We start from the raw sequence: 23,054 nt of genomic DNA, 5'->3' as shown, positions 1-23,054 counted from the left end.
ACCGATCCCAAGGCGCTGGCGAAATGGCTGGTCAAGGACAGCCCCTTGAAGTTTGAATGCGACTGCGGCCGTTTTACCTACTGGTATCGCTATATCGCCACCGTGGGCGGGTTCGTCAAAGGCCGGCAAGAAGCCGCGTATCCCAAATTACGCAATCCCAGGCTCAGCGGCGTGGCCTGCAAACATGCATTGCGCGTGATGAAGGAATTCAGCAGTAGCCTGGTCGTGCGCGGGATTGTGGCCGGCATGGTGGAGCGCGGACAAAAGGGTGCCATCAAACAGTCAGCAGTGATTGCGCAGACTAAGGCACGCGAGATTGCTGCAGCACAAGCGCGCAAAAATCGCGCTATCCACGTCAAGCAGCCGAGCAAATCTGCCGCAAGTCTGAAGAGCGCCGTGATAGCTGCAGCAAAGAAGGCGGATAAGGCGGCAGGGATGGCGGTCATTGAGGCGCAAAAGGCACTGCAAAAACTCAAGGATGCCGGCCAGCTCTCTCAGGCGGACTTTGATGTGATTACGATGAAACTGAAGGGTTAATGATGCTGCACTCCGTACCAACGCAAATCAACAAGGCAGCGCGTAGCGTCACGTTGCGGCATCCAAATGGCATTCCGTGTCACGCTTTTCGGCAGCGGGTATTGCGCCAGGCTGACAACAGTATGGGTGGCATGCCGACATTGGGCGGTCTTGGTGTGCTGGATTCGTCAGATGAGGTGGACGTCGAATGGGAACTGCTGGGGGACGCCAAACTGCTGATCGTAGAAAATTTCCAGCCATCGACGGTGGTTGATCGCGGCGATGCGTTGGATAACGCCGAGCCGCAGATTGTCGCGTTGATTGAGGCATTGAGGCCGGTAGAGGATCCCGCGCACTTTACGGCAAAGACCAAGGACGTGCTATACATGCTGCTGCATGCGGAGGTAAAAATCGCCTATGAGGTTGTGGCGATCGACGGCGACATCAATATTGCACCGTATAGCAGAAAGTATGTCCTGCAAAAACGTGATGACTTGACCTATATTGATGGCTTTAAAGCCGAATAATCCGAAAGATTATTGCGATTGGCGAATACCTTCTTGGGAATTCAATTGTTCTAAACGATATCCATAGCTATACACTGGAGAGAGTCGATACCCGTTTTCTGGTCGTAAATGCAACTTGGTCCGTACGCGTGAGATGTGGGTGTCCATGGTCCGTGAGGAAACATCTATACCGTGCGACCATATTTTTTCTACAATATATGCGCGCGAGAGCGGGCGACCTAGGTTGCAGAAAAGTAGCAGTGCGATGTCAAATTCTTTTTTGTGTATTTCAATTGGCTTGCCTGCCACGGTTATACGACTGTCAACGGTTTCGAATAAGTAGTCATCAAATTGGATTTGTTCGCTCGATTTGTTGACCGGATATGCCCGTCGTAGCAAGGCGTCGGTACGCGCAATTAATTCGCTATCGCGGATCGGCTTTGTCATGTAGTCATCGGCACCGGCAGTGAGGCCCTCAACGATATCTTCCTCGTTGTTACGAGCGGTCATGAACAATATCGGAAGAGTTTTAGATAATTTGTCTCGGACCGTGTGCAGCACCTCAATACCGCTCAAATCCGGTACTTCCCAATCCAAGATAAGCATGTCGTAACTTTCCCGCTGTAGCACCTTCAATATCTGTTTTCCGCTTTGAAATGGATGGCAAATATGCCCTTTGCTTGTCAATATTTGACAAACAAAATCGAGTTGAGATGGATCATCATCAAGAATAGCAATTCTCATACGATTGCTCCTTCCAATAATCTACGCCGCATAACGATACAGTTCGCGTGTCCCCAGCGGCTGTGTGTCGATGTGCTTGAATCCTCGTGCCAGTAATAGCGAAAATGCCTCGTTTGATGTTGGACAGCAGCGGGCATAGAAGGTTACGTCCAGCTCGTGCTGTTTGACCACGTAATCCACAAGATGCGTTGCCAAACCTCGCCTTCTATATTCGGTGGCGATGGATAACTGATAGATTTCAATTTCTTCACTGCCTTCGCATCGCTGGGCGCTAACGACAAAGCCAGCGGGCTTCTCTTCCTTTTCGATGACATCCATCCAGGCAACGACGGCTTCGACTCCCTCTGGGCGTGAAGGAGTCACGGCGGCGTGACGCAAGATGGTGCCACGATCAATAATCTGCGCCAACATGCTGCGTATGTTCTTCAGCGGTTGGACCATGTAGTGGCCGTCACGCATGCTTTCCTCAAATAAGGCTTGGATCCAGTCTAGATCGTCGTGCCGCGCCTGGCGAATCGATATGTTTGGCGATATTTTGATGCCGGCCTGGCGAGGCTTGGTCATCGTGCTGTTCAGTAAGCTCTTGAGGTGTTTCAGCATGCATCATCCCAGATACGTTGTACTACTATCTTAGTTCAAAACGGCAACATTGAGAATGTTTTGGCAAATTAGAAATTAAAAACAACGGTCATATTTTCAGCTTTTAAACCTTGCATTTTTCCGTGTTTTTCCTCTAGGAAAACACCCCTCAAATCGCTCTCTCGTTACCCCTATCATGCACTGCAATGAAGGGGAGACATGGACGAATTCACGCGCATCGAAGCCGACGCCCATCGTGGCGCAATGGGGCACAACAATCTGCCGGAGCCGACGCAGGCGCAGAAACTGGCGGGTAATTACAAAGTAGGTAGAACGACCCTTCACGGTATGGACGTCGCCATCGAGCAGCCGCGCGGATCGTTCCGTTCCGGTGTCGATGCTGCCGGCCGCCCATGGCAAAACAGAATGTCAGCACATTACGGCTACCTTGTTGGCACGACCGGCAATGATGGCGACGCGCTGGATGTCTTCATTGGCTATTACCCAGAATCCCGAGCTGCCTTTGTGATTAACCAGGTCGATCAGCAGACCGGTGTATTTGACGAGCACAAAATCATGCTGGGTTTTCCGGATGTGCAATCCGCATCCTGCGCCTATCTGGAAAGCTATCACCGAGGCTGGCAGGGCCTGGGCGACATCGTTTCAATTTCAATTCCTCAACTCACATGGTGGGCCAAGCATGGCAATCACACCAAGCCGATCAACGCGGCGATTCTTCCAATTTTAGGGTGCGACAACATGAAAAAAGTAATGTGGGACGGTGAGTCTCCCATTGGGAAGACCTATGACGGGCTGCTGTACGACATTCGGCGCCACGATGAAGACGGGTTGATGTACGACCCGTTGAGCGTGGCGGATATTCTGGATGACGCGGAGGGGGGCTATACCTTCGATGCGTTGGTGACGCCATTTGCGAAGCTTGAGCGCAAGATGCAGATCCTGCAGAACGTCATGGAGCGCACCGGCGGCGCCGTCAAGCCGGTCGCCATGCAGATCACGGAGCCGTTCAAGCAACGCGGAACAGCCAATGTAGCGGTGGTCTATGAGTTGTCGGATGGGCAGACGCTCAGTATTTTCTTCCACAATCCGGACGTGACGCCGCAAAAGATCACGCCAACGGACGATCTGATCTCCTGGAAGTGGATGCTCAACAAGAAGGACGTGACGATTGTGGCTGCGCCTGAGCGCGGCGTCGATCTGAACGTGCGCGAGGTGGCGAATCGCCTGATGCGCTTAGCCGAACGGAATTCAGCTACATTCCAGCGCGCCAATGCAAAGCGTTCGGCGCGCATGCAGGCGATTGAGGCGTTGAAGGCGGCAATCACGGAAAAAGAAGCCGCTTTAGCGCGGTTGCAGCGGGAGCTGGAAGTCAAGCGCATCGAGAAGGAGTCTACGCCCAGTGTTCCGAATAGCGTCGGCACCGCGCCGGCGGCACCTATCTCTGATCCTGTCGCAGAACCGATCACTGAGCCAGCTCCTGGATCAGACCCAGAACCAATCGCCGTAGTCACGACACCACCTGAGTCTATCGCGGATCCTGTGTCCATCGAGAAGGGTGAAGTTGTGCCGGACGAGATCGTGACACCAGAGGTCATTGAAGCGTCGGAGGGCAATAATCCAGTTGTCGAAGGGGAAGTGTCGCCGGCGGTTGCCGACATTGTTCCTGCCGCTCCTACTGTCGCAGAAATTGAGCCGGTAGCCGAAGCCGACTCAACTATGGCGGAACCGATGGCAATGGCGGATCCCGTTGTGGATCCTGTAGAAGAACTAACGCCAGTTCCAGAACCACAATCGGAGACCGAATCGCCAATAGTTGCAGAAGCCGAAGTCAGTCCTGCGTCGGTGGAAGTTACCCAAGAGGCCGTTGCTGAACCTGCCGTGGTGAGTGAGCCGACGCCGGTTGAACAATCCGCATCTGCCATTTCCGAATCGCCGCCGGCAATGACGGCAGACGAATTATCTCCGCAGCTTGTTGATGACACACCGCCGGACGGAGAGATATCGGAGTCCGCAGATGACGAACTGTCCGATGATCCGAATAGCCCGAACTATCGCTATGGTGATACGGGATATATTGCTGATTCGCGTAAGGAAAAAGCCGCAAGCGTCATTGCAATTGCGAGAAAATCTGGCCTAAGACTGCGTGCGTCTGACGTCGATTGGAATGCGATCGAGCAGAATCCGCGGCAGGCCGCAGACTTGGTTACGAAGTCCAATTTATTTGGAAAGACGGATTGGACCGCATTGCAAGAGAGTGGAATGCCTCCGGAAGTGGGATTTCTGATTGATAAGGTCTACGCGTCCATTGGTTCCGCTCCATCGAAGGATGGAGCGCTGTCTCGTAAAGATTATGCATTTGGCCTGGAAACCATTCGTGACAGATTGGAGAGCCAAACTACTGTCGTGGATGTTTTGGCGGTGCTGGCGGAAATCAAAGACGAGCTGTCGGGTACTCAATTGAATGTCGAAGAAACGGGGCAGATCGAGGTCATCCGTTCTGAGACGGCTACTTTACGGAGCGAAGTCAAGGAATTGGATAATTCCTCAAATGAATTGTACCGAGCGGCGCAGCAAGCGATAGGCGATCTTTACATGATTGAACGGGGCATTGACTCTCGTAAGCGCCGCAATTGGGCGATTGATCCGAAGACAGAAAAGGCATTGATCGACGCCAAAGCCACCTCCGATGATCTATGGGCAAGGTTCGCGATCATTCGTGAAGAGGTCAATCCAAAGCTAGACGTTATGCGCAACCGCCTAGGTGAACTGTCTAAACAGGAACGACTGGTCACTATGTTGGCGACAGCTCGCAATCAACTGCAAAGTCCTACCACGCGGGCATGGCTCACATTTGGAGAGCGTTTTCTCAAACTGCTGCACTTTCGGAGTTTTCGCGGTGGATCCGACTCTTTCGCCGGGCATGTGACAAATGCAAAGACAGGCAAGATTGTAGATTGGTCGTGGGCAGACAAAGATCGCCCCGTCAGAGTGAAGGGGGCAACAAAACAGGAAATCAATTTTCAGATGAAAGTTGCTGACACCTATGTCCGAAAGGGTGGTAAATCGGTGTCAGTAAATTCGACTCAGGCGCTGAAGGACGCACTTGGCTTCCGTGACGTTCAGTCTGGAAATTGGGTGTTGAAAGATCCCAATAGCGCCAAGTTTCACGTCGAGCAAACAGCCGCTGCGATGTCAGATCTCGCGGAGATGCTGGGTATTGACCAAGAGCTATTAGGCTTTAGAGGCCGTCTAGGGATGGCATTTGGCGCGCGTGGATCTGGTGGCAAGAACGCAGCTCGTGCGCACTACGAGCCGGTACATCGTGTCATTAACCTAACCAAGATGGGAGGTGGTGGGTCACTTGGCCATGAATATTTCCATGCTTTGGACAACGTGATGCATGAACTGGTTAATGCACAATCGTCCGGTAAGAAAAATGAATTCGTAACAGCGAATCCCAATTTGTTGCCGGAAGGAGAGTTACGTGACGCCGTCAAAGCGCTTAACAGAGCCATCATGGATGGAGATCTGCGTGCGCCGGAAGTGATTAAATTTACTGACAAGGACGTAAGTACCGCCAAATACAATATTGATGCGCCGCGCAATCGAATCGCACGCGCTATCAAAGATGCAGGCAACGCCACGGCGGGTGTCCTCGCCGTTGATGCATTCTTGGCGCCGAGCTTGACGGGAAATTCGCGTATTGCCAAACAGAGAAATCAGTGGCGCAAACTCGCCGCTGCTTATTACGCGAGCGAAGGAGAAACAACGGCGACGCTAGCCGTCGGGAAGGGCGTTTCAAGCTTTGCTTTTGAGGCCGCCACGCTGGATAAGGGACAGCTGGGGAGCTACTGGTCGCAGCTTGAGGAACTCTCCGCCAGAGGATTTCAGGCGTGGATCGAAGATCGCATGGCGCTGCAAGAACGTCAGAACGATTATTTGAGTGCTTTTGCTGACAACAAATATCACTATGATCCGCTGTTGGGCCTTCAGTACAAGCCTTTTCCAGAAGGGGATGAACGAATCAAAATTAATGCAGCATTCGACAATCTATTCGAAGTGATTCGTAAAACTCAAGTATTCGAGAAGGCGAATGCCAATGCCAATGGGGCCTTGTTAGATTCGATCTTTAATGCGTCACAGGTTGATAGTCCAATCCCATCTCTTCAGCGATGATCTTGAGGCGCTTGTCTCGGGTCCACAGTCGGGCGGCATGGATTGCCGTGCTGGCGAGCAGATGCGTATCAATATACCCAATACCACGCCCCATGAGCTTGTGTTGTTCGATAAAGAACAAGGTTTCCTCGTTGGTGGCAGTGGGTAATTGCGGCAGTGATTGCAATAAATTCAAGATTTCGTTCCGGTTGCCGAGGCTGCCGCATGCGAGTTCGCCAATGACGAAGGGGTGACAATAACCTCGTCCTGTTTCTAGCAGCCCGGCCAGTGCTGGGCTGCCGACGCGCAAATGGTCAATCCAGATGGATGTGTCGACCAAGATCATTGCGTCTCACCTTTGCGACGTGAAATTTCCTGCAATTGTGGTTCGCTGCCCCCTAAGCGGGCCAGGCGACGCGCGCTTTCACGCTGAATTAATGCATTCAACGCTTCCTTCAGCAGGGCATTGCGTTCTTCCAGGCCACACAGCGTTTGCGCGCGGGCAAGAAGGGCATCATCCAAATTAACTGTTGTACGCATAGCGTGCTCCTTGAGAGTTGATGAATCAATTGTAGCATCAAATGATGCTTTTTTTGGTTCGCACTCTATCTTGGGATGGAAACCGCCGAAAAGTCGTGTTGTTCTTTTGCCCGACAATGTTGAATACAGACGATTCAGAGCGGATATGGCAAAAGACACTGAGAAGAATACGCCCGGCCTCTTCGGCAAAATGGGCACATCGGCAAAGAAATGGTTTTCCGGGAACGTCGAGAAAGTGGACGACCTGGGCAAAGATGACCCCTACGCCTTTGATTTCGGGGCCGCATCGCAGTCTCTCCTGGGCACAGGCCGTCGCGCCGCCCGCATGCGCGCGCAGATCTATCAGAAGTGGTCGTTTATGGAAGGCGACCCGATTGTGTCCGGCGCGCTGTCGCTAATCGTCACGTCCGCGCTCGGCGGCCACGAGACGACGGGCAATACGGTCTTCATCGAAAAGAAGGCCGAGACGATCAAAAATATCAAGCTTGCCAAGATGGTCGATGAGATCGATGCTGCTTTGACACCCAAGCTCAATCAAATGGCGCATTGCATGGCCTATAACGGCGCGACCTTCGGCGACAGCTACGCGCGCCCCTATGTCGATAGCAGTGGTATCCGTGAATTGTATTTCGGAGAAATTGTCCGGCCGCCCATGGTGCAAGCCTACGAGAAGGGTAACCGCACCGTAGGGTACATGGTGTATTCCGGCGCCAAGGCGATCGAGCGGCTGGATACAACGCAACTGCTGCGTCTCAAAATGCCGCGGCAGATCTGGGTGCCGCAGTTTGCGGTGCAGGACAAGGTCATCAAAATGGCTTTGTCAGAGAATGACCTGGATGAACTGCCGATCCTGCCGTCGATGGTGGGCGGCTCGTTCCTGCACCAGGCGGAAGAAGCCTATGACCACCTGTATGCCTCATTGCTTGGCTTGATCGGCCAGCGTTTTGCCGATTCCATTGATGAGCGCGTTCTCGGGTTCAACGGTGACGGCATGACGGGAGACCAGAAGAAGAAATTCGGCGAGGGCGTTATGACCATGCTGAAGCAAGCCAAGCAGCGTGCGCAGTGGGCGATTGAATATGGTCAGCCGATTCTTGAGAAATTTACGACCGTGCTGCCGTATCACGGCGATAAACAACTCACCAATCTGTCCCAGCTGGTCGGTGACTCGGGCCGCAATGGCGAACTGTCGATCGAGGACGTGATGATGCATGCCCGTCTGCTGGGTGGCGCGCTGGGGGTGGATCTATCGATGCTGGGCTTCGCCGATCAGCTGTCCGGTGGCCTGGGCGATGGCGGCTTCTTCCGTGTCAGCGCCCAGGTCGCCGAAAAGTCCCGCATCATCCGTGGCGCACTGTCTGATTTCTTCAATTCCGTCATTGATCTGCACACGATGCACCGGTATGGGATTGTCTTTTCTGAGGAAGAGCGCCCCTGGAACATCAATTTCTACGGTTCGATTTCGGCCATGGAAGCCGAGAAGCAGCGAACGCGCTTGGAGTCGGCAAATTCAGCGGCCATGCTGGCGCAGGTCATGTCGCAGATCAAAGAGATGGGTCTGGATGAAAAGACCACCGCCATGTTCCTGGCGAAGCAGATGCTGCTAGACGAAGATGAAGCGGCTGCCTATGCCAAGGCCATGGCCGCTAAAGCTGTCGAGGAGAGCGACATTGGGACTGTTTGATAACGTGGCCAATAGCATTGCCTTGCCGAAGAGCGCCGGCGCCATTGCTGCCATTGGCCAGGCCAAGAAATATCTGCCGCCGCGCTTGGGTGCGCTGGTCAATACGGGCTTGGGTGTCGGCAATAAGCTGCTGAGCGGCGATCTCGGCGGTGCCGCGCTCTCTGTCCTGGATTCAGGTCTACTCGCGAATTATTTCCCGCGCGTGGATGGCCTGGCTGCATTGGCGGCGTATTGGGCCACGCCGACGCCGCTATTGGGTGGTATCACGCCGGCGGAAGCCAAGGCGATATTTGATGAATGCTCGGCAACCCGGTATGCCAAGAAAAACCTGTTTCTGGTCGAAGTCACGGATCTGATGCCGTCCAGTATGGATTCGTTGGTGTCGAAGCTGATGACCGGCGACGGTGCCAGCATGTTCAACCTGTTTGCGACTGAAGTCAATTATTCGCCCTGGACGATTACCGGGGACAAGATGCGGGTCGGATCAGCGTCGATAGATTCGGTGCATAGCTTGGAATCTGTCGATATGCGGTTGACCACCATGGACGATTCAGTGGGCACGCTCAAAAAATGGTTTGAATCGAAGGCGGCAGCGGCGACCAAGCGGGACGGCTGTGTCGGCGTGCCGATCGAATACTTGGTCAAGATCCGCATCTTGCATTCATTTATCACCGATGCCAGCAATCGCGGCGGCTACGAGAGCGTTCTATATATGCGCCCGGCCAGCATTGAATTTGACCTGTCGCGGCGAGACGACACGGTGCAAGAAATTCAAATGACGTTCTCGCAGTTCGATTCCTTCTTTCCGGTAGCCTGACATGACCATTCAATCCGATAGCTTTGGCTTCCTGGTAGGTGATCCTGCTGATTGGGGCGAAGCGCTGAAATTATGGGCGGCTATTCAGGATGACGTGCGTGGCATCCGCCAGGCGCTCACGTCAAGTGCTGCTGCCGCTAAACGGGTTACCCAGAGCAGCACGGCTCCAGCTCTTGCGTTACCGCACCGTCAAAGCGCCGCTGCTGCCAAGGTGGTGCAGATCACCTCCAGGGCGGTTATGCAGCCGACGTCGTTGCTGAAGACGGCGGTTGTCAGTAAGGATGTGCTGCGGGCGGCCTTTCCTACAACTGTGCGTCGCGATGCCAACGGCAGGTTCGTGCGGACAGCTACGCCAAATGCGCCGCGCGCCGGGCAAGGTCAGCCGAGGAAAAACAATGGAAAGGGCGAAAGCAGTGATAGCCGCTCGGCTGTTTCCGGCAGAATTGGTACCGTGGGCGCCATGGCATCGAATGCCATCGACCGCGCGCCGGATGTGGATCCGGCTATTGCGGCAGCCAAGGAGCTTAGTACGATCGTTACGCCGATTGGACGTGGTTTCGGCAAGATGCTTGGCCGCGATGGAGAAGAAAAGAAGAAGACGGCGTGGTTCAAGCGACTCTGGACAGAGTTGCGTGGGTTGCGTCGGGACGAGACCGAATTCAGCAAGGCACAACTGCGCAAGCTGACCGCGATTGAGAAGAAGCCCGCTGCCGGCAGCAGCTCAGGGGGATTGCTGAGCCGTTTGGCGCCAAAAATTCCAGGGCTCGGGATGCTGGGGAATTTGCTTGGCAAGGGTGGTAAGGGGCTATTCGGGCTCGGTAAAGGGTTGTTCCGACGCTTGCCACTGCTGGGCGCGCTGCTGGCGGGCGGTTCTGCGCTAGCCAGCATGTTCGGTAATGATGATCCCGATAAAACGCCGGCAGAAAATCGGAAAGGCCGCTTTGCCGGGGCCGGCAGTGGCATCGGTGCGTTGATTGGCGGCGGCATAGGGCTGGCTTTTGGCGGTCCGATTGGCGCGATGATCGGCGGTTTCATCGGCGACAAGCTGGGTGAAGTCACCGGCGAATGGCTATCCACCTTTGACTGGAAAGAGATCGGCGGCAAGATCACGGCAACCTGGGACGCTGGCGTTCAGAAATTCAGTGACGGCTGGGATGCGATTACGGGCTTTTTTAAGGATAAATTTGAGATTGTCAGGAATGCCGCGAATGCGGTGAAGGATCTCGTTGTTCAGGCGGGAAACGTTGCTAACGATGTCGTCAAGGAAAAGACCGGCGTCGATGTCAAGGCGAGCGTGACCAATGCCGCTACGGCAGTCAAGAATACGGCTGTTGCTGCTGTGGAGACTGTTGATCAGCATGTGGTCAAACCAGTGAAGGCCGCCGCTGGCGCCGCTGCCAATTATGGACAAGAGCGTGTTGCCAAGATGGCCGCACCCATTGGCCGGGTGGTCAATGAGCGCTGGCAGGCCGCGAAGGACTACCTGGTCGGCGGGGCGAGCTCCGCTGGCATCGATCCTGGTGTGGTGGCGCAGATCGCGCATTTCGAGAGTGGTTTCAATAAGGACGCCGCCCCGATCCAGAAAAGCGGTAAGAAGCTGTCGAGCGCCCACGGCTACGGCCAGTTTCTCGACGGGACTTGGACCGACATGCTCAATAAGTACGGTGGTAAGTATGGCGTTGACGGCGCTGGGAAATTGTCGAAGCAAGAGGCAGAGAAATACCGGAGCGATCCGAAAATTCAGGCTGGCATGCTGGCTGAATTTACCCGGGAGAATATTGCAAAGGGGAGAAAGCTCGGCGGTACGGACGACGCGGCGAACGTCTACGCCTATCACAATCTCGGCGATGGTGACGCCGGCCGCATCCTGAAAGCGGTGAAGAGTAATCCGGAAACCTCTGTGCGGGAAGCGCTGATGGGCGGTCGGGAGGTTAGTGATAGCGAGCGCTTGCGAATTGAGGCCGTGATCAAAAACAATAAAAGCTTGTATGGCGACGGGACGATTTCCGCTGGCGCCGCTTATCAAAATATGGGCAACAAAATGCGCATGGGCGAGTTCTTCGCGCAGGATGCGAGAGCGATGCAAGCGAAGAGTGCTATGCCCTCGCTAGTGGTGACGCCACAAACGCCGGCGGTGCCGAAGATCTCTGCCGTTCCGAATATACCGACCGCGCCTGCTATAGCGAAGATACCGGATATCCCCGAGATCGCGTCAATATTGCCGGCGACGCAGCTTAATGCCAGACCATCGAGTACGTCGGTGACGGTTGTGGCGCCGAAGTTTGATGTTGGTCAAGATTTGCGTGATCGCAAAATAGCCCATGTGGTGACAGGTGGAATGTCAGCAGGGGCTTAGAAAATGAGCACGATTTTGAACATTCACGGGTTGTCGCCTGAGTTCTTGCGGCGGAGAGAAAGGGCTTGATATGTCGCGTGTTCAGTCAATTTTCTCCATAGCGCGGATTCTGCGTCGGGTTGACGGATAGAACCTGCATTCTCCCAGACCAGGGCGGGTGGTTTACCAAAGGCGACTGCTGCGATACACACCCGCAACTCCTTAGAGCCGTGTCCCGCAAAGGCGACGGCTTTAGCATTTGCGGTCAAATTTGTTTCTGGAAAAACAGCGCTAATATAATTTCGAAATACCAAGCACTTCATTCTTGACAAGTGTGCTGCCGTCCCACCTCTTCATTATTCGGGCATTCAAATACCAAATATAAAAGTTGCCTTGCGAATGCACCGACTCTGTCGTAAGACCACTTGAATCCCAAATCGATGAACTCTTCGTGGAGCTGTTTGAGACTGCGCCGCTGCTTACGGGATTTTGCTGCCTCTGTCTTGAGCCAGGCTGAAAGCTGGAAGGCGTATGGGTCGATGGCGCTGGCGGAGTGGCGCTCCGCATTGGCGGGCTCGGTGATTTCCGAACGCAGATAGCGCCTGACGGTGTTGCGGGAGATGCCTAGCCTCTTGGCTATCTCCCTAAGCGGGACCTGGTCCCGAAGGTGCCAGCGTCTGGTTAATCCTAGTAATACCACGTCAATCACTCCGATCCCCTACTTATTCTGATAAGTAGGATTGTGTGCTAAACGTGGCTCACCCATTAGCCGTCCGTTGTAAGGGTACGAATTTACTACTCGCAAAATATCCGCGTTTCTTCGACCTGGATGTCGAGCTCTTCTGCAATCGCAAGCACGGTCTGACGCGTTATACCATTGAGAAAACGATCTGCCTTCGGCGTGGCTAAGCGATTATTCATTACCGCAAAGAAATTTGCGCTGGACGTCTCGGCTATACACCCATCGCTATCACACAACAGATAATCATCAAAGCCAGAGTTGCGAGCCTGCCGATACGCAGCAAGGCTAATAAGATATCCGACGTTGGCGCAGGTCGTGGCAGAGGTATTTTTTGAGCGAGACGCTGACGACCGGACGTCAGCGCCGCAATCCGTGAAAACCAAATTTTTCCTAGAACTGATGGCGCAATGCTACGCGAGCGACAAATTGCTTGTCATTGCCGGAACCAGCACCACCAGAACCAGGAACGTAGGCTTGATCAAGTGACGATCCGGTTAAATCACCGCCAACTTTTTGGTAAGCGGTTTGCATATAAAGATCAGTTCGTGTGGAAAAATTGTAATCAGCCATCAAACCAATAGTCGACCATTTTGGTTTGGCGCTGCCAACCGTCGTGTCGTATTTTCCCTGTGTATATGTATACATTGCACCGACGTAAAATGTCGGAGTGAACTGATACTTGGCATTAATTTCGTAATTATAGAACTTGAGCGAAGTCAGCGACCCGGCGACTGGTGCAAACGAGATAACGTAAGCATTATCACCAGTTGGATTCGTCAGATTAGTGTTGGTATAGACGAACCCAAGCGTTGTCTCACCAATCGTATAATTGATGCCTGCACCAAAGATCTTTTGTTTGTCAGCTAGGAAGTTAGCGTCAGTTGGCGTGATGGAACCATTTGTAGTTGTGCCGACGCGAGTCAAATTCATATAACCCAACCCAGCTGACAACGGACCATTAGCGTAACTTGCACCAAAACTATAGGTACGGTTATTCGTACTATTACCGGCTGTCTCGCCGAAACCGTACAGACCGCCGAACGTGACGCCATCAAAAGTTGGGCTGGTATATTTGATCGAATTATTGATACGGTACGAGTTATTAGTGTTGTCGTTATCCAACGGATGCGAGAACAAAAAGCCGGACCAATTGCCATTCGATGTCATTGGACTGACGTAATCAACAATGGAGTCATACTGCCGACCGAATGTAACGGCACCGGTAGTTTTGCTCGACAAACCGACGAATGCTTGGCGTCCGAACAGCAAACCACCTTGACCCAGCTGCCCCGTATTTGCAGCAAAGCCATTTTCAAGTTGGAACAACGCACTCAGACCACCACCCAAATCTTCATTACCCTTGAAGCCTAGGCGACTGCCTTGTGCGTCGCCACTTTCCAGTTGAACGATATTTTTACCACCGTCATTGTTGGTATAGTTCATACCCAAATCAATAACGCCATAAACTGTGATGTTCGTTTGTGCATGCGCTAGGCTCGCAATGCCGCTCAGCAAACCTGCGACCAGAATAATTTTCTTCATGTGTGTCTCCCTCGGTTTAGAAAAAACTACTTTTAAATACCGACAATAACGATATAGCTGCACGCGCGTTACTGCGGCTTGCCCCTCCAAATGCCGATCAAAATTAGCCAGTCAATTAATCACCGTCGCCATATAGCAACAACACAACATTGTGTTTAGTTGCCTACATCAACCAGCCCTAATTTTTCGCAATTTTTTATGCATAAAAAAATCACTATCTCAGTTCAATTTGTCTGACACCGCTGGTATAAGCGCGTCGGCAAAGCCAGCAGCAACGACTATGCTTGCAGATACAAAGAATTTATTGCGAAAGCACTAATTAATAGCTTTTATGTCGTGGCATTAAAGTGTCGCAAAGTGTATCATAGTAAGCATAAATGAGATTAAAAAACTTTTTTGCACTAAAGTACTTGTGTAATATCAGTTTATTGTTTTAATCTCTGTCATAAGCCATTTATAGGAGACAAGACATGATGACATTAACAATTTTCCCGGGAAAACTAACTATTGCCGATCTTCGTAAAATTGCTCGCGAATCTGTACAGTTAGTGTTAGATCCAGCAGCCCTACCAACAATTGAAGCGGGTGCCAGAGCGGTTCAAACCATCGTAGAACGTGGTGCACCTGCTTATGGAATCAACACCGGCTTTGGGCGTCTTGCAAGTACGCACATTCCTAATGACCAGCTTGAACTATTGCAAAAGAATCTGGTGCTATCTCACGCCGTTGGTGTTGGGGAGCCGATGTCTGCGCCGGTTGTTCGTCTGCTGATGATCATGAAAATATCCAGCATGGGTCGTGGTTACTCTGGCATTCGTCTGATTGTCATTAAAAACCTCATCAAATTATTTAACGCCGGCGTGCTGCCACTGATCCCGGTGAAAGGTTCTGTCGGCGCTTCCGGTGACTTGGCACCGCTGGCCCATATGGCAGCTGTTTTGTTAGGTGTTGGCGAAGTATTCATCAAAGGTCGCCGTGCCTCCGCCGTGGAAGGTCTTGCTACTGTTGGACTGGAGCCGATGACTCTGGCAGCCAAAGAAGGTCTCGCGTTACTGAACGGCACTCAAGCATCTACTGCGCTGGCGATCAAACATCTGTTTGACATTGAAGACCTATACAACACGGCACTTGTCTCTGGCTCGCTGTCCGTTGATGCAGCGGCCGGTTCGGTTAAACCATTTGATCATCGCATTCATGCGTTGCGTGGCCAGCAAGGTCAAATTGACGCTGCCGCAGCTTACCGTACCCTTCTGGATGGCTCTGGCATTAATCAATCGCATCGCGAGTGCGGAAAGGTACAAGATCCGTACTCTCTGCGTTGCCAGCCGCAGGTAATGGGCGCCTGTCTCGACCAGATCCGTCACGCTGCCGGTATTTTGTTGACTGAAGCCAACGCTGTATCGGATAACCCCTTGGTATTCCCAGACACACTGGAAGTTCTGTCTGGCGGCAATTTTCACGCAGAACCTGTTGCGTTTGCTGCGGATAATCTGGCCCTTGCGGTTGCTGAAATCGGTGCCTTGTCCGAGCGCCGTATTGCCTTATTGATTGACTCCACCCTATCTGGCTTGCCTCCTTTTTTGGTGAAAGATGGCGGCGTTAACTCTGGCTTCATGATTGCACACGTCACGGCGGCTGCACTGGCTTCTGAGAACAAGACTCTGGCTCATCCAGCGTCTGTTGATTCCATGCCGACCTCCGCCAATCAGGAGGACCACGTTTCCATGGCGACTTTCGCCGCACGCAAATTGGGTGATATGGCTTACAACACTGCGGTAATCTTAGCGATTGAATTGCTGGCGGCCGCTCAAGGCGTAGACATGCGTGCCCCCCATCTGACCAGCTCACGTCTGCAGAAGATCATGGAACTGATTCGCAGTCGTGTACCACACTACGATATCGATCGCTATTTTGCGCCGGATATTGAAGCAACGATTCAATTGGTACAAGGAGCTGTATTTGTTGGCCACAGCCCGTTCCACTTCGGATCACAGGGGTAATTCGTAGCTCATATGGAGAGCCATATATCTGACTCACGTTTTGACGCTATCCCATATGCGCACACAAAACATCGATAAGGCAGGGTGAAAATAAGTGAGTACTACGGATTCTAATAATCATGCCAGTGATGTGCTCATGGTCGAAGATTTGCACAAGTCTTTTGGTCAGAGCGAGGTCCTCAAAGGAATCAATCTTATCGCCAAAAAACATGACGTGATCACCATTCTGGGCAGCAGTGGTTCAGGCAAAAGTACCTTTTTGCGCTGTATTAATCTGCTAGAAACACCAAATGCAGGTCGCGTTTATGTGAATGGTGAACTGATCAAAATGTCTACCGGACGGGATGGTTTTCCCATTCCAGCTGATGCCCAACAAATGGTACGCATTCGCCGTAAGCTGGCCATGGTATTTCAGCAGTTTAACCTGTGGACACATATGACTGTTTTGCAGAATGTAATGTTTGCGCCGGTAAAAGTGTTAGGTATTGATAGGCGTGATGCCGAATTGGCCGCTATTGCCTACCTGGAAAAAGTGGGCCTGGCTGAAAAACGCCATCACTATCCCAACCAGCTTTCGGGCGGACAACAGCAGCGTGTGGCGATTGCCCGTGCCCTGGCGATGGAGCCGGATGTGATGCTGTTTGACGAACCAACTTCGGCGCTGGACCCTGAACTCGTTGGCGAAGTGCTGAAGGTGATGCGTTCGCTAGCCGAAGACGGGCGCACCATGCTGGTGGTGACCCACGAAATGGGCTTTGCCCGTGAAGTGGCCAGCCGTGTGGTGTTCTTCCATCAAGGTAAGGTAGAAGAAGATGGGCCACCCAAGGAGTTGTTTGCCAATCAGAAGTCCCCACGATTCCAGAAATTTTTATCTAGTATCGCAACCAAGTAGTTCCATCTTCAGTCATTTAACCAGGAGAGTACAAAATGAAACTCAGAAATTTTGGTGTAGCTGTAGTCGGTGGTTTGTTGTTTGTTTCGATGGTTCGCGCAGAACCCGTAGTGAAGATTGGAACGATAATTGACTACCCACCGTTTGAGTACAGGGATGCCTCCGGCAAGCTACAAGGCATGGAAATCGAATTGGGTGATGTGATGTGTAAACAGATGAAGGTGAAGTGTGAATACATCACCATGGATTTCGACGCCCTGATTCCGGCACTGAAAGCCAAGAAGATTGACGCTGTGCTGGCACAGATGTCTATCACCAATGAACGCAAGAAAGTTGTAGATTTTACCAATGTGTTTACATTGGCACCCGTGCAGTTTGTCGCAAAAAAAAGTTCCGGTATCACGGAAAACCCAGAGTCGCTCAGGGGTAAGATTCTTGGCGTCCTAAGTGGAAGTAATCATGAAGCGTATTTACAAACTCGCTTACCTAAAGACAAATCTGGTATTGACCTAAAAATTTATCAAACAATGGATCAAGCTTGGCTGGATTTGGAGGCAGGCCGTGTAAATGCGGTGATTGCTGATACGACAGTTGCTTACGATTGGATTGATAAAGTAGGAAATAAAGATGGATTTGGATACGCTGGTAAGCCAATCATAGATAGGGAAATGTTTGGTGATGGGACAGGTGTTGCCGTACGCAAAGGCGATCCGTTGAAAGACAAATTCAATGCAGCCATCAAACAAGTGCTTACCGATGGTACTTTTGCGAAAGCCAACAAAGAAGTATTTCCGTTCAACATTGCTCCAGGTACCGAATAAGAAACATTAAAGTCTGTTGGCCAGGCTGTTGATTGATCGAGAAATCGACAGGAGTGGGTCAGAGATTGGCCTACTCACCTAAAAAGAAAAATAAATAAAGAGGAGAACGAATGAGCAACCTGCTCAGTTATGGTGGACAGCTTTTGTTGGGCGCCGCGGTTACCTTGCAACTAGCCTTTACCGCCTTATTGTTTGGGCTGGTATTCGGCTTATTGTTTACAGCATGCAAACTATCCGGCAACAATTATTTACGCCGCGTAGTAAATTTTTTCACCAATTTTCTACGGGGCGTCCCCGAATTCCTGATCATCCTAATCTGTTATTTTGGTTTGACCAACCTGATTAATGATCATTTTGATGGCGTGTTTGAAATCAGCCCCTTCGTAGGTGGCGTGTTTGCGCTGTCGATCGTGTTTTCTGCCTATGCTTCCGAAGTTTTCCGCGGTGCATTTATCGCGGTGCCACAAGGGCAGATTGAAGCAGCCAAGGCTTACGGCCAGTCGGGCGTCCAAATGTTCTTTTATATCCAGTTGCCTCAGGCATGGCGCATTTCTTTACCAAGCCTAAACAATATGTGGCAGTCGTTACTGAAAGACACGTCACTTGTGTCTGTGGTGGGTCTGGAAGATTTGCTGAAAAAAGCCAATATGGCCGCTCAGTATACCAAACAGCCATTTGTGTTCTATCTGGTCGTGGCTGCTATTTACTTTATTTTCTTGGCTGTTTCCAGTCCGGTATTTGCGTATCTGGAAAAAATGGCTAATCGTGGTTTCCAGACGAGGTCATGATCATGGCACTGTTTAATGATTACTACACATTGCTGATCGAGAGCGGCCCGGAGATTCTGGATGGCTTTATCGTATCGCTGAAGCTGCTAGTAGGTTCCTGTTTCTTTGCTTTTTTGCTGGCGGTGCCTCTGGCGATTGCCCTAGTATCAGAGAAAATCTGGCTGCGGCACTTTGCCCGGACTTATTCGTCGATTTTTCGCGGCACGCCACTCTTAGTCCAGCTCTTTATTTTCTATTACGGTCTGAGCCAGTTTGAGTTTGTCCGCAACTCGGTTATCTGGCCGTTGTTGGGTGATTCTTTCTATTGTGGACTTACAGTGCTGGCACTGAACCTGACGGCCTATATGGCTGAAGATGTGCGTGCCGGGATCATGGCAGTACCGCATGGAGAAAAAGAGGCTGCCACTGCCTATGGCCTGAGCAAGTTTCAGTGTTATCGCTACATCATCATCCCGCGTGCCCTGAACATTGTGACCCCAGTACTGGGTAACGAGGTGATTGCACAGCTGAAAGTCACTGCTCTGATCAGTACCATCACCGTGCTTGATATGACCGGCATTGCCCGTCGTTTGTCCGCTCGTTCGTATACGACCGATGCCCTGATTGTGGCGGGTGTAATTTATGCGTTGTCCACATTAATCATTTCTATAGCTATTCGCCTCATAGAGCAGCGCAATACGCGATACCTTTCTAGATCGATTTTTGTTGTTAAAAGTTGAAATAATTTCCATTTACCAATTGTTAGGAATTCAGATGAGTCGAAAAATATTACGTCAACAAACAAACGCTAGAATGAGTCAAGTTGTTATATCTAACGGATTTGCTTTTCTTTCAGGGCAAATTCCTGATGCTAGTTTCTCCTCAATAACTGATCAGACAACAAATGTTCTAACTCGCATTGAAAATTTATTGTCTTCAATAAATATTGATAAATTTGCTATTGTTTCGGCCAACATATGGCTTTCTGATCATAAGTACTTTGATGAATTTAACAATACATGGGATAAGTGGGTGCCTGATGGTCATGCACCAGCGAGAGCCTGTGTCCAAGCTCAGTTAATGAAGCCCGGTTGTGATGTTGAGGTGGCAGTTATAGCAGTTATGCCGGCAGGCGACTTTGTTACATAAATTTTTAATCGGTAGAAGAGTTTGTAGTAAACGCAATTTACCACCAGTTCCAAGGACTACGATAAACGTACTAAATGTAAACGAGTTTTGAGCCCCCTCTCACGGATGTCGGTCAGATTTGTGTATAACGAGGTGGATTTGCGCATGTTACATGGCCTTTTGTGTGGATGCATTGGTTTGCTAGTCGACACCACAGGTATCAAGATACCGTGTGAAGGCGGATCGAAGACCAAGAAACATGGTATGAAATATCGACACAATGGCACGAAGCCCATCGGGTGATAGATACTAAAATGAGGGAAATCCGTGCAATTGAAATCACCGATTTTTCCTACGTTACTCGTCCAAATTCCCGCAGCAGAATTCGTCGTTGCCATCAACGGAGACGGTGCGTATGACACCAAATATTACCATTCCTCGATTGCAGCACACAGCACAGCTGTAGTGATATCCGCGTGTAAAAATGCGTGGTATTGGAAAGAAAATACAGTGGATGCTACAGTACGCAACGAGACCTTACGCGCCACGCGTTATTTAGGCCAAATACTGCGGGGAACCGAGCGATTATCGTTGTAGCTTGGTTACAACCAAGATACGTTGCGTCAAACAACTGGGCAAACGCGTCATGGCGGGAGATTTTATTGCAAGGTGACGGAACTACAAAGACGGGTCACCATCCACAATCGCTTTACGCAATTAGCTACACCTGACACCATTCGTATATTTTCTGGATTTGTAGGGGGTATGGAGATATGGTATTCAGTAATTTATTTGAACATCAAGACCGTTAAACGCTCATCTAAGATGAGTTTTTTATAAATCCAGCATGGAATTAAAGGAAAAGAAAGCCACATGTCTTTCATTAATAATAATATTGAAAATACATTTTTTGGAAATGCTAATGTGAACAAGAATGAACCTACTAAAGACTCATTGTCTGAGCATATACAGCAACTGAGAAAAATGCGGGGTTGGAGTTTAGAGCAGGCTAGTAAAGAAATTGATTTATCTCGTTCTGCAATTATAAAAATTGAAAAAGGACAAATGTCTCCAACTTTTGACACAATCAAGAAAATAGCTGCAGGTTTTAATATATCAGTAACACAGCTTTTAGCACCTCCTCCTGAAGAGGGTAAAATTACTGCAAGATGTACCGTTACTCGTAATAATGAAGGTGAAATTGACGCGCATCAAACGGAGCGTCAAGAATTTGTTGCTGCAGCTATTCTCGATAAAAAAATGCTCCCTTATAAAGGGATTATAAAAGCTAGATCAATCGATGAAATGAAGCATTGGACTTCTCATGACGGTGAAGAATTCATGATTGTATTATCTGGTCAAGTAGCATTCTGTACAGAGTATTATAAAGAATCTATTCTTAATCCAGGTGACAGTGTTTATTTTGACGCACAAATGGGGCATTTTACATATTCCCTTAGTGAGAATGAAGCTGAAGTTCTTTGGGTAACAACCAGGTAAGAATATATTCGGTCATTTCAAAAAATATATTCTCATGCATCGAGCATTACATGCTTTATCGCATTGAGAAGAATTGTGTTTTTATCTCTATCCTTGATTGATATTCTAACAGTATTTTTACTTTCGAGGCCTTTGAAAGACTTCCCATCCGCCACAATAATACCTTGTCGTGCAAGATTATGACAAAATGATTCGGAGGAGATTTCTTCTAACTCTAGTAGGATCATATTAGAGTAATTTCCTCTGACATTACATCCTTGAATTTTGTTTAATTCTCTACAAAGATATTCAGATTCAACGTGAAAAAATTCTCTTGATGAATTTAGAAACTCAATGTCATCAAGAGCTGCAATAGCCGCTGCAGCTGAAACCAAAGAAACGTTGAATGGTGGTCTTACAATCGAAAGATTGGAAATTATTTCTTGATCTGCAATTACATATCCAACGCGATATCCAGCAATACCATAGTATTTTGAAAATGTTCTTAGAACAGCTACATTTTTTCTCTTCCTAACAATATCAATGGTTCCTTCCTCTGCCGGGTCAATTAGCGCTTCATCAATTACGAAAATTGTATTTGGAAAGTCACAGGCTAGCTGATCAATTTTTTTATGGGAGAAGATTGCTCCTGTTGGATTATTAGGAGTACAAATAAACCCTATTGCTGGATTATATCTTTCAAGTGCTTCATATAAGCATGTTATATCAACTTCCCAAGGATCTGGTGATGTTACTAGAATTGGATGTAGTCCATGCAATTGTGATTCTAGTTCATACCTTGGGAAGGTTGGGATGTGTATAACTACGTGGTCACCTGGTGCAGTCCAGGCCTGAACTATTAATTTAAGTATCTCATCCAATCCTGCTCCAAAAAGGAGCATATTTTCTGCCACGCAATGTTTTTGGGCAACTTTAGTTCTCAGCTTGCCTAAATGGAGATCTGGATACTGGCCACATTGAGAGAGTACTTTTTGAGCTGCCTCTGTGCTGAGTGTTGGTGGTCCAAATGGGTTTACGTTCAGCGAGAAGTCCAAGATTTTATCAATATCAATGCTGTGTTGTTCCGAAATTGCATTCGGTGAAAATTCTTCTTCGTAAAGCCTAAGGAATTTCTTTGTTACATAGGGGTTCCGGGCCATAGCGTACCTCTGAATAGATTGTTTTAGTTGCGACCTAATCTTCTTGGATCGCTCGTAAATCACTATAGTATAGCAAAAGTGCACTATAGTATACTATAGTGCAGTTTAATTTTTGTAATGGAAAGTGACTATGTATTAGGGCGTGTTGACATACCGAAAAGAAATTTTTCGATAGTTGCCGCTAAGGTCTGTTAACTTTTTGCCGGTTGTGTTTACATCCTTAATTTTGGGCGGAACGAAGGATGCGAACTATTCTGAGAGACGATCAATGGGAGCGGATTGCGCCATTGCTTCAAGGCAATCTAGGAGATTGTGGTCGGAAAGGCGTTGTGATAACTATGTCCGCTGTCAAAAAATCAATAAGTCGAGCAAATTCTACCTAATGTACATTCAAATCTACTTTAGGTCGCTGTCTGGAATTAAGTCCGTTGAATATGGAAAACACCCGCAAGTCATCCCCTCATTAGCGAATAAAGTTAGGCTCATCATCTAACTTACCCCCATGAGGGCACTATGACCGTATCCAATCCCGCCTACCTGCAGAGCCTCTACAACACCACCCGGGCGATGGGCGACAAAGCCATCTCCAGCGACGCCGCCTTCGAAATCGAGGGCTTTGAGCAGAT

General features: G+C 49.9%; 19 protein-coding genes and 2 pseudogenes. 13 read left to right on the top strand and 8 right to left on the bottom strand.

The window, feature by feature from the left end:
• Together AC07V8_RS25115 and AC07V8_RS25110 are read left to right on the top strand one after the other, a co-directional pair.
• Positions 1–537: pseudogene (locus AC07V8_RS25115) on the top strand (hypothetical protein); the annotation flags it as partial.
• Positions 537–1,043, top strand: coding sequence for a hypothetical protein (locus tag AC07V8_RS25110; RefSeq protein ID WP_494681036.1), 507 nt, complete (start codon positions 537–539; stop codon positions 1,041–1,043). The pseudogene AC07V8_RS25115 and the gene AC07V8_RS25110, both read left to right, overlap by 1 nt.
• A gap of 9 nt (positions 1,044–1,052) precedes the next feature.
• On the opposite strand, the gene AC07V8_RS25105 is transcribed toward AC07V8_RS25110, so the two are convergent.
• Together AC07V8_RS25105 and AC07V8_RS25100 are read right to left on the bottom strand one after the other, a co-directional pair.
• A complete protein-coding gene (locus AC07V8_RS25105; protein WP_494681037.1) occupies positions 1,053–1,766 on the bottom strand; it encodes a response regulator transcription factor in 714 nt (237 codons plus the stop codon).
• 21 nt (positions 1,767–1,787) lie between these two features.
• On the bottom strand, positions 1,788–2,366 hold the full coding sequence (locus AC07V8_RS25100) for a GNAT family N-acetyltransferase (protein ID WP_494681038.1): 579 nt from the start codon (positions 2,364–2,366) through the stop codon (positions 1,788–1,790).
• A gap of 198 nt (positions 2,367–2,564) precedes the next feature.
• On the opposite strand from AC07V8_RS25100, the gene AC07V8_RS25095 reads away from it, so the two are divergent.
• Positions 2,565–6,542 (top strand): defense against restriction DarA-related protein, encoded by a 3,978-nt coding sequence (locus tag AC07V8_RS25095; protein ID WP_494681039.1) that lies wholly within the window; start codon positions 2,565–2,567, stop codon positions 6,540–6,542.
• Here AC07V8_RS25095 and AC07V8_RS25090 read toward each other — a convergent pair.
• Positions 6,496–6,867: a type II toxin-antitoxin system VapC family toxin gene (locus tag AC07V8_RS25090; protein ID WP_494681040.1), complete on the bottom strand. Its 372-nt coding sequence runs from the start codon at positions 6,865–6,867 to the stop codon at positions 6,496–6,498. The genes AC07V8_RS25095 and AC07V8_RS25090 overlap by 47 nt on opposite strands.
• On the bottom strand, positions 6,864–7,061 hold the full coding sequence (locus AC07V8_RS25085; RefSeq protein ID WP_098493098.1) for a type II toxin-antitoxin system VapB family antitoxin: 198 nt from the start codon (positions 7,059–7,061) through the stop codon (positions 6,864–6,866). Before AC07V8_RS25085 ends, AC07V8_RS25090 begins: the two co-directional genes overlap by 4 nt.
• A 145-nt stretch (positions 7,062–7,206) precedes the next feature.
• Here AC07V8_RS25085 and AC07V8_RS25080 point away from each other — a divergent pair, with 145 nt between their 5' ends.
• The 3 genes from AC07V8_RS25080 to AC07V8_RS25070 are packed head-to-tail and all read left to right on the top strand — an operon-like array spanning position 7,207 to position 11,918.
• A complete protein-coding gene (locus AC07V8_RS25080; RefSeq protein WP_494681041.1) occupies positions 7,207–8,745 on the top strand; it encodes a hypothetical protein in 1,539 nt (512 codons plus the stop codon).
• On the top strand, positions 8,732–9,562 hold the full coding sequence (locus AC07V8_RS25075; RefSeq protein ID WP_494681042.1) for a hypothetical protein: 831 nt from the start codon (positions 8,732–8,734) through the stop codon (positions 9,560–9,562). The genes AC07V8_RS25080 and AC07V8_RS25075 overlap by 14 nt, the downstream gene beginning before the upstream one ends.
• Before the next feature lies 1 nt (position 9,563).
• Positions 9,564–11,918, top strand: coding sequence for a lysozyme family protein (locus AC07V8_RS25070; RefSeq protein ID WP_494681043.1), 2,355 nt, complete (start codon positions 9,564–9,566; stop codon positions 11,916–11,918).
• A 367-nt stretch (positions 11,919–12,285) separates the two neighbouring features.
• Here AC07V8_RS25070 and AC07V8_RS25065 read toward each other — a convergent pair.
• From AC07V8_RS25065 to AC07V8_RS25055, 3 genes and pseudogenes are all read right to left on the bottom strand, one after another.
• Positions 12,286–12,606 (bottom strand): annotated as a pseudogene (locus tag AC07V8_RS25065) (helix-turn-helix domain-containing protein); the annotation flags it as partial.
• Between the two features lie 86 nt (positions 12,607–12,692).
• Positions 12,693–13,022 (bottom strand): aminotransferase class IV, encoded by a 330-nt coding sequence (locus tag AC07V8_RS25060; RefSeq protein ID WP_494681044.1) that lies wholly within the window; start codon positions 13,020–13,022, stop codon positions 12,693–12,695.
• A 7-nt stretch (positions 13,023–13,029) separates the two neighbouring features.
• Positions 13,030–14,181, bottom strand: coding sequence for a porin (locus AC07V8_RS25055; RefSeq protein WP_494681045.1), 1,152 nt, complete (start codon positions 14,179–14,181; stop codon positions 13,030–13,032).
• 473 nt (positions 14,182–14,654) lie between these two features.
• Here AC07V8_RS25055 and hutH point away from each other — a divergent pair, with 473 nt between their 5' ends.
• From hutH to AC07V8_RS25020, 7 genes are all read left to right on the top strand, one after another.
• Positions 14,655–16,181, top strand: a complete 1,527-nt coding sequence (gene hutH, locus AC07V8_RS25050; protein ID WP_494681052.1) for a histidine ammonia-lyase — start codon at positions 14,655–14,657, stop codon at positions 16,179–16,181.
• A gap of 136 nt (positions 16,182–16,317) precedes the next feature.
• On the top strand, positions 16,318–17,073 hold the full coding sequence (locus AC07V8_RS25045; RefSeq protein ID WP_494681053.1) for an ABC transporter ATP-binding protein: 756 nt from the start codon (positions 16,318–16,320) through the stop codon (positions 17,071–17,073).
• Positions 17,074–17,108: 35 nt separating this feature from the next.
• The gene (locus tag AC07V8_RS25040; RefSeq protein WP_494681046.1) at positions 17,109–17,894 is read left to right on the top strand and encodes an ABC transporter substrate-binding protein; all 786 of its coding nucleotides are present in this window, start codon (positions 17,109–17,111) and stop codon (positions 17,892–17,894) included.
• Positions 17,895–18,004: 110 nt separating this feature from the next.
• The gene (locus AC07V8_RS25035; RefSeq protein WP_494681047.1) at positions 18,005–18,682 is read left to right on the top strand and encodes an ABC transporter permease; all 678 of its coding nucleotides are present in this window, start codon (positions 18,005–18,007) and stop codon (positions 18,680–18,682) included.
• Complete coding sequence (locus AC07V8_RS25030) at positions 18,679–19,401, top strand: ABC transporter permease (RefSeq protein ID WP_494681048.1); 723 nt, start codon at positions 18,679–18,681, stop codon at positions 19,399–19,401. Before AC07V8_RS25035 ends, AC07V8_RS25030 begins: the two co-directional genes overlap by 4 nt.
• Positions 19,402–19,435: 34 nt before the next feature.
• On the top strand, positions 19,436–19,810 hold the full coding sequence (locus AC07V8_RS25025; RefSeq protein WP_494681049.1) for a RidA family protein: 375 nt from the start codon (positions 19,436–19,438) through the stop codon (positions 19,808–19,810).
• A gap of 852 nt (positions 19,811–20,662) precedes the next feature.
• Positions 20,663–21,289: a helix-turn-helix domain-containing protein gene (locus tag AC07V8_RS25020; protein ID WP_494681050.1), complete on the top strand. Its 627-nt coding sequence runs from the start codon at positions 20,663–20,665 to the stop codon at positions 21,287–21,289.
• A gap of 32 nt (positions 21,290–21,321) precedes the next feature.
• On the opposite strand, the gene AC07V8_RS25015 is transcribed toward AC07V8_RS25020, so the two are convergent.
• Positions 21,322–22,428 (bottom strand): pyridoxal phosphate-dependent aminotransferase, encoded by a 1,107-nt coding sequence (locus tag AC07V8_RS25015; RefSeq protein WP_494681051.1) that lies wholly within the window; start codon positions 22,426–22,428, stop codon positions 21,322–21,324.
• Positions 22,429–23,054: the final 626 nt, after the last annotated feature.

The sequence above is a fragment of the Collimonas sp. GW821-FHT02H07 genome (assembly GCF_059421505.1).
The sequence above is the reverse complement of the archived record's forward strand: the minus strand, read 5'-3'. Positions and strand labels throughout refer to the sequence as shown.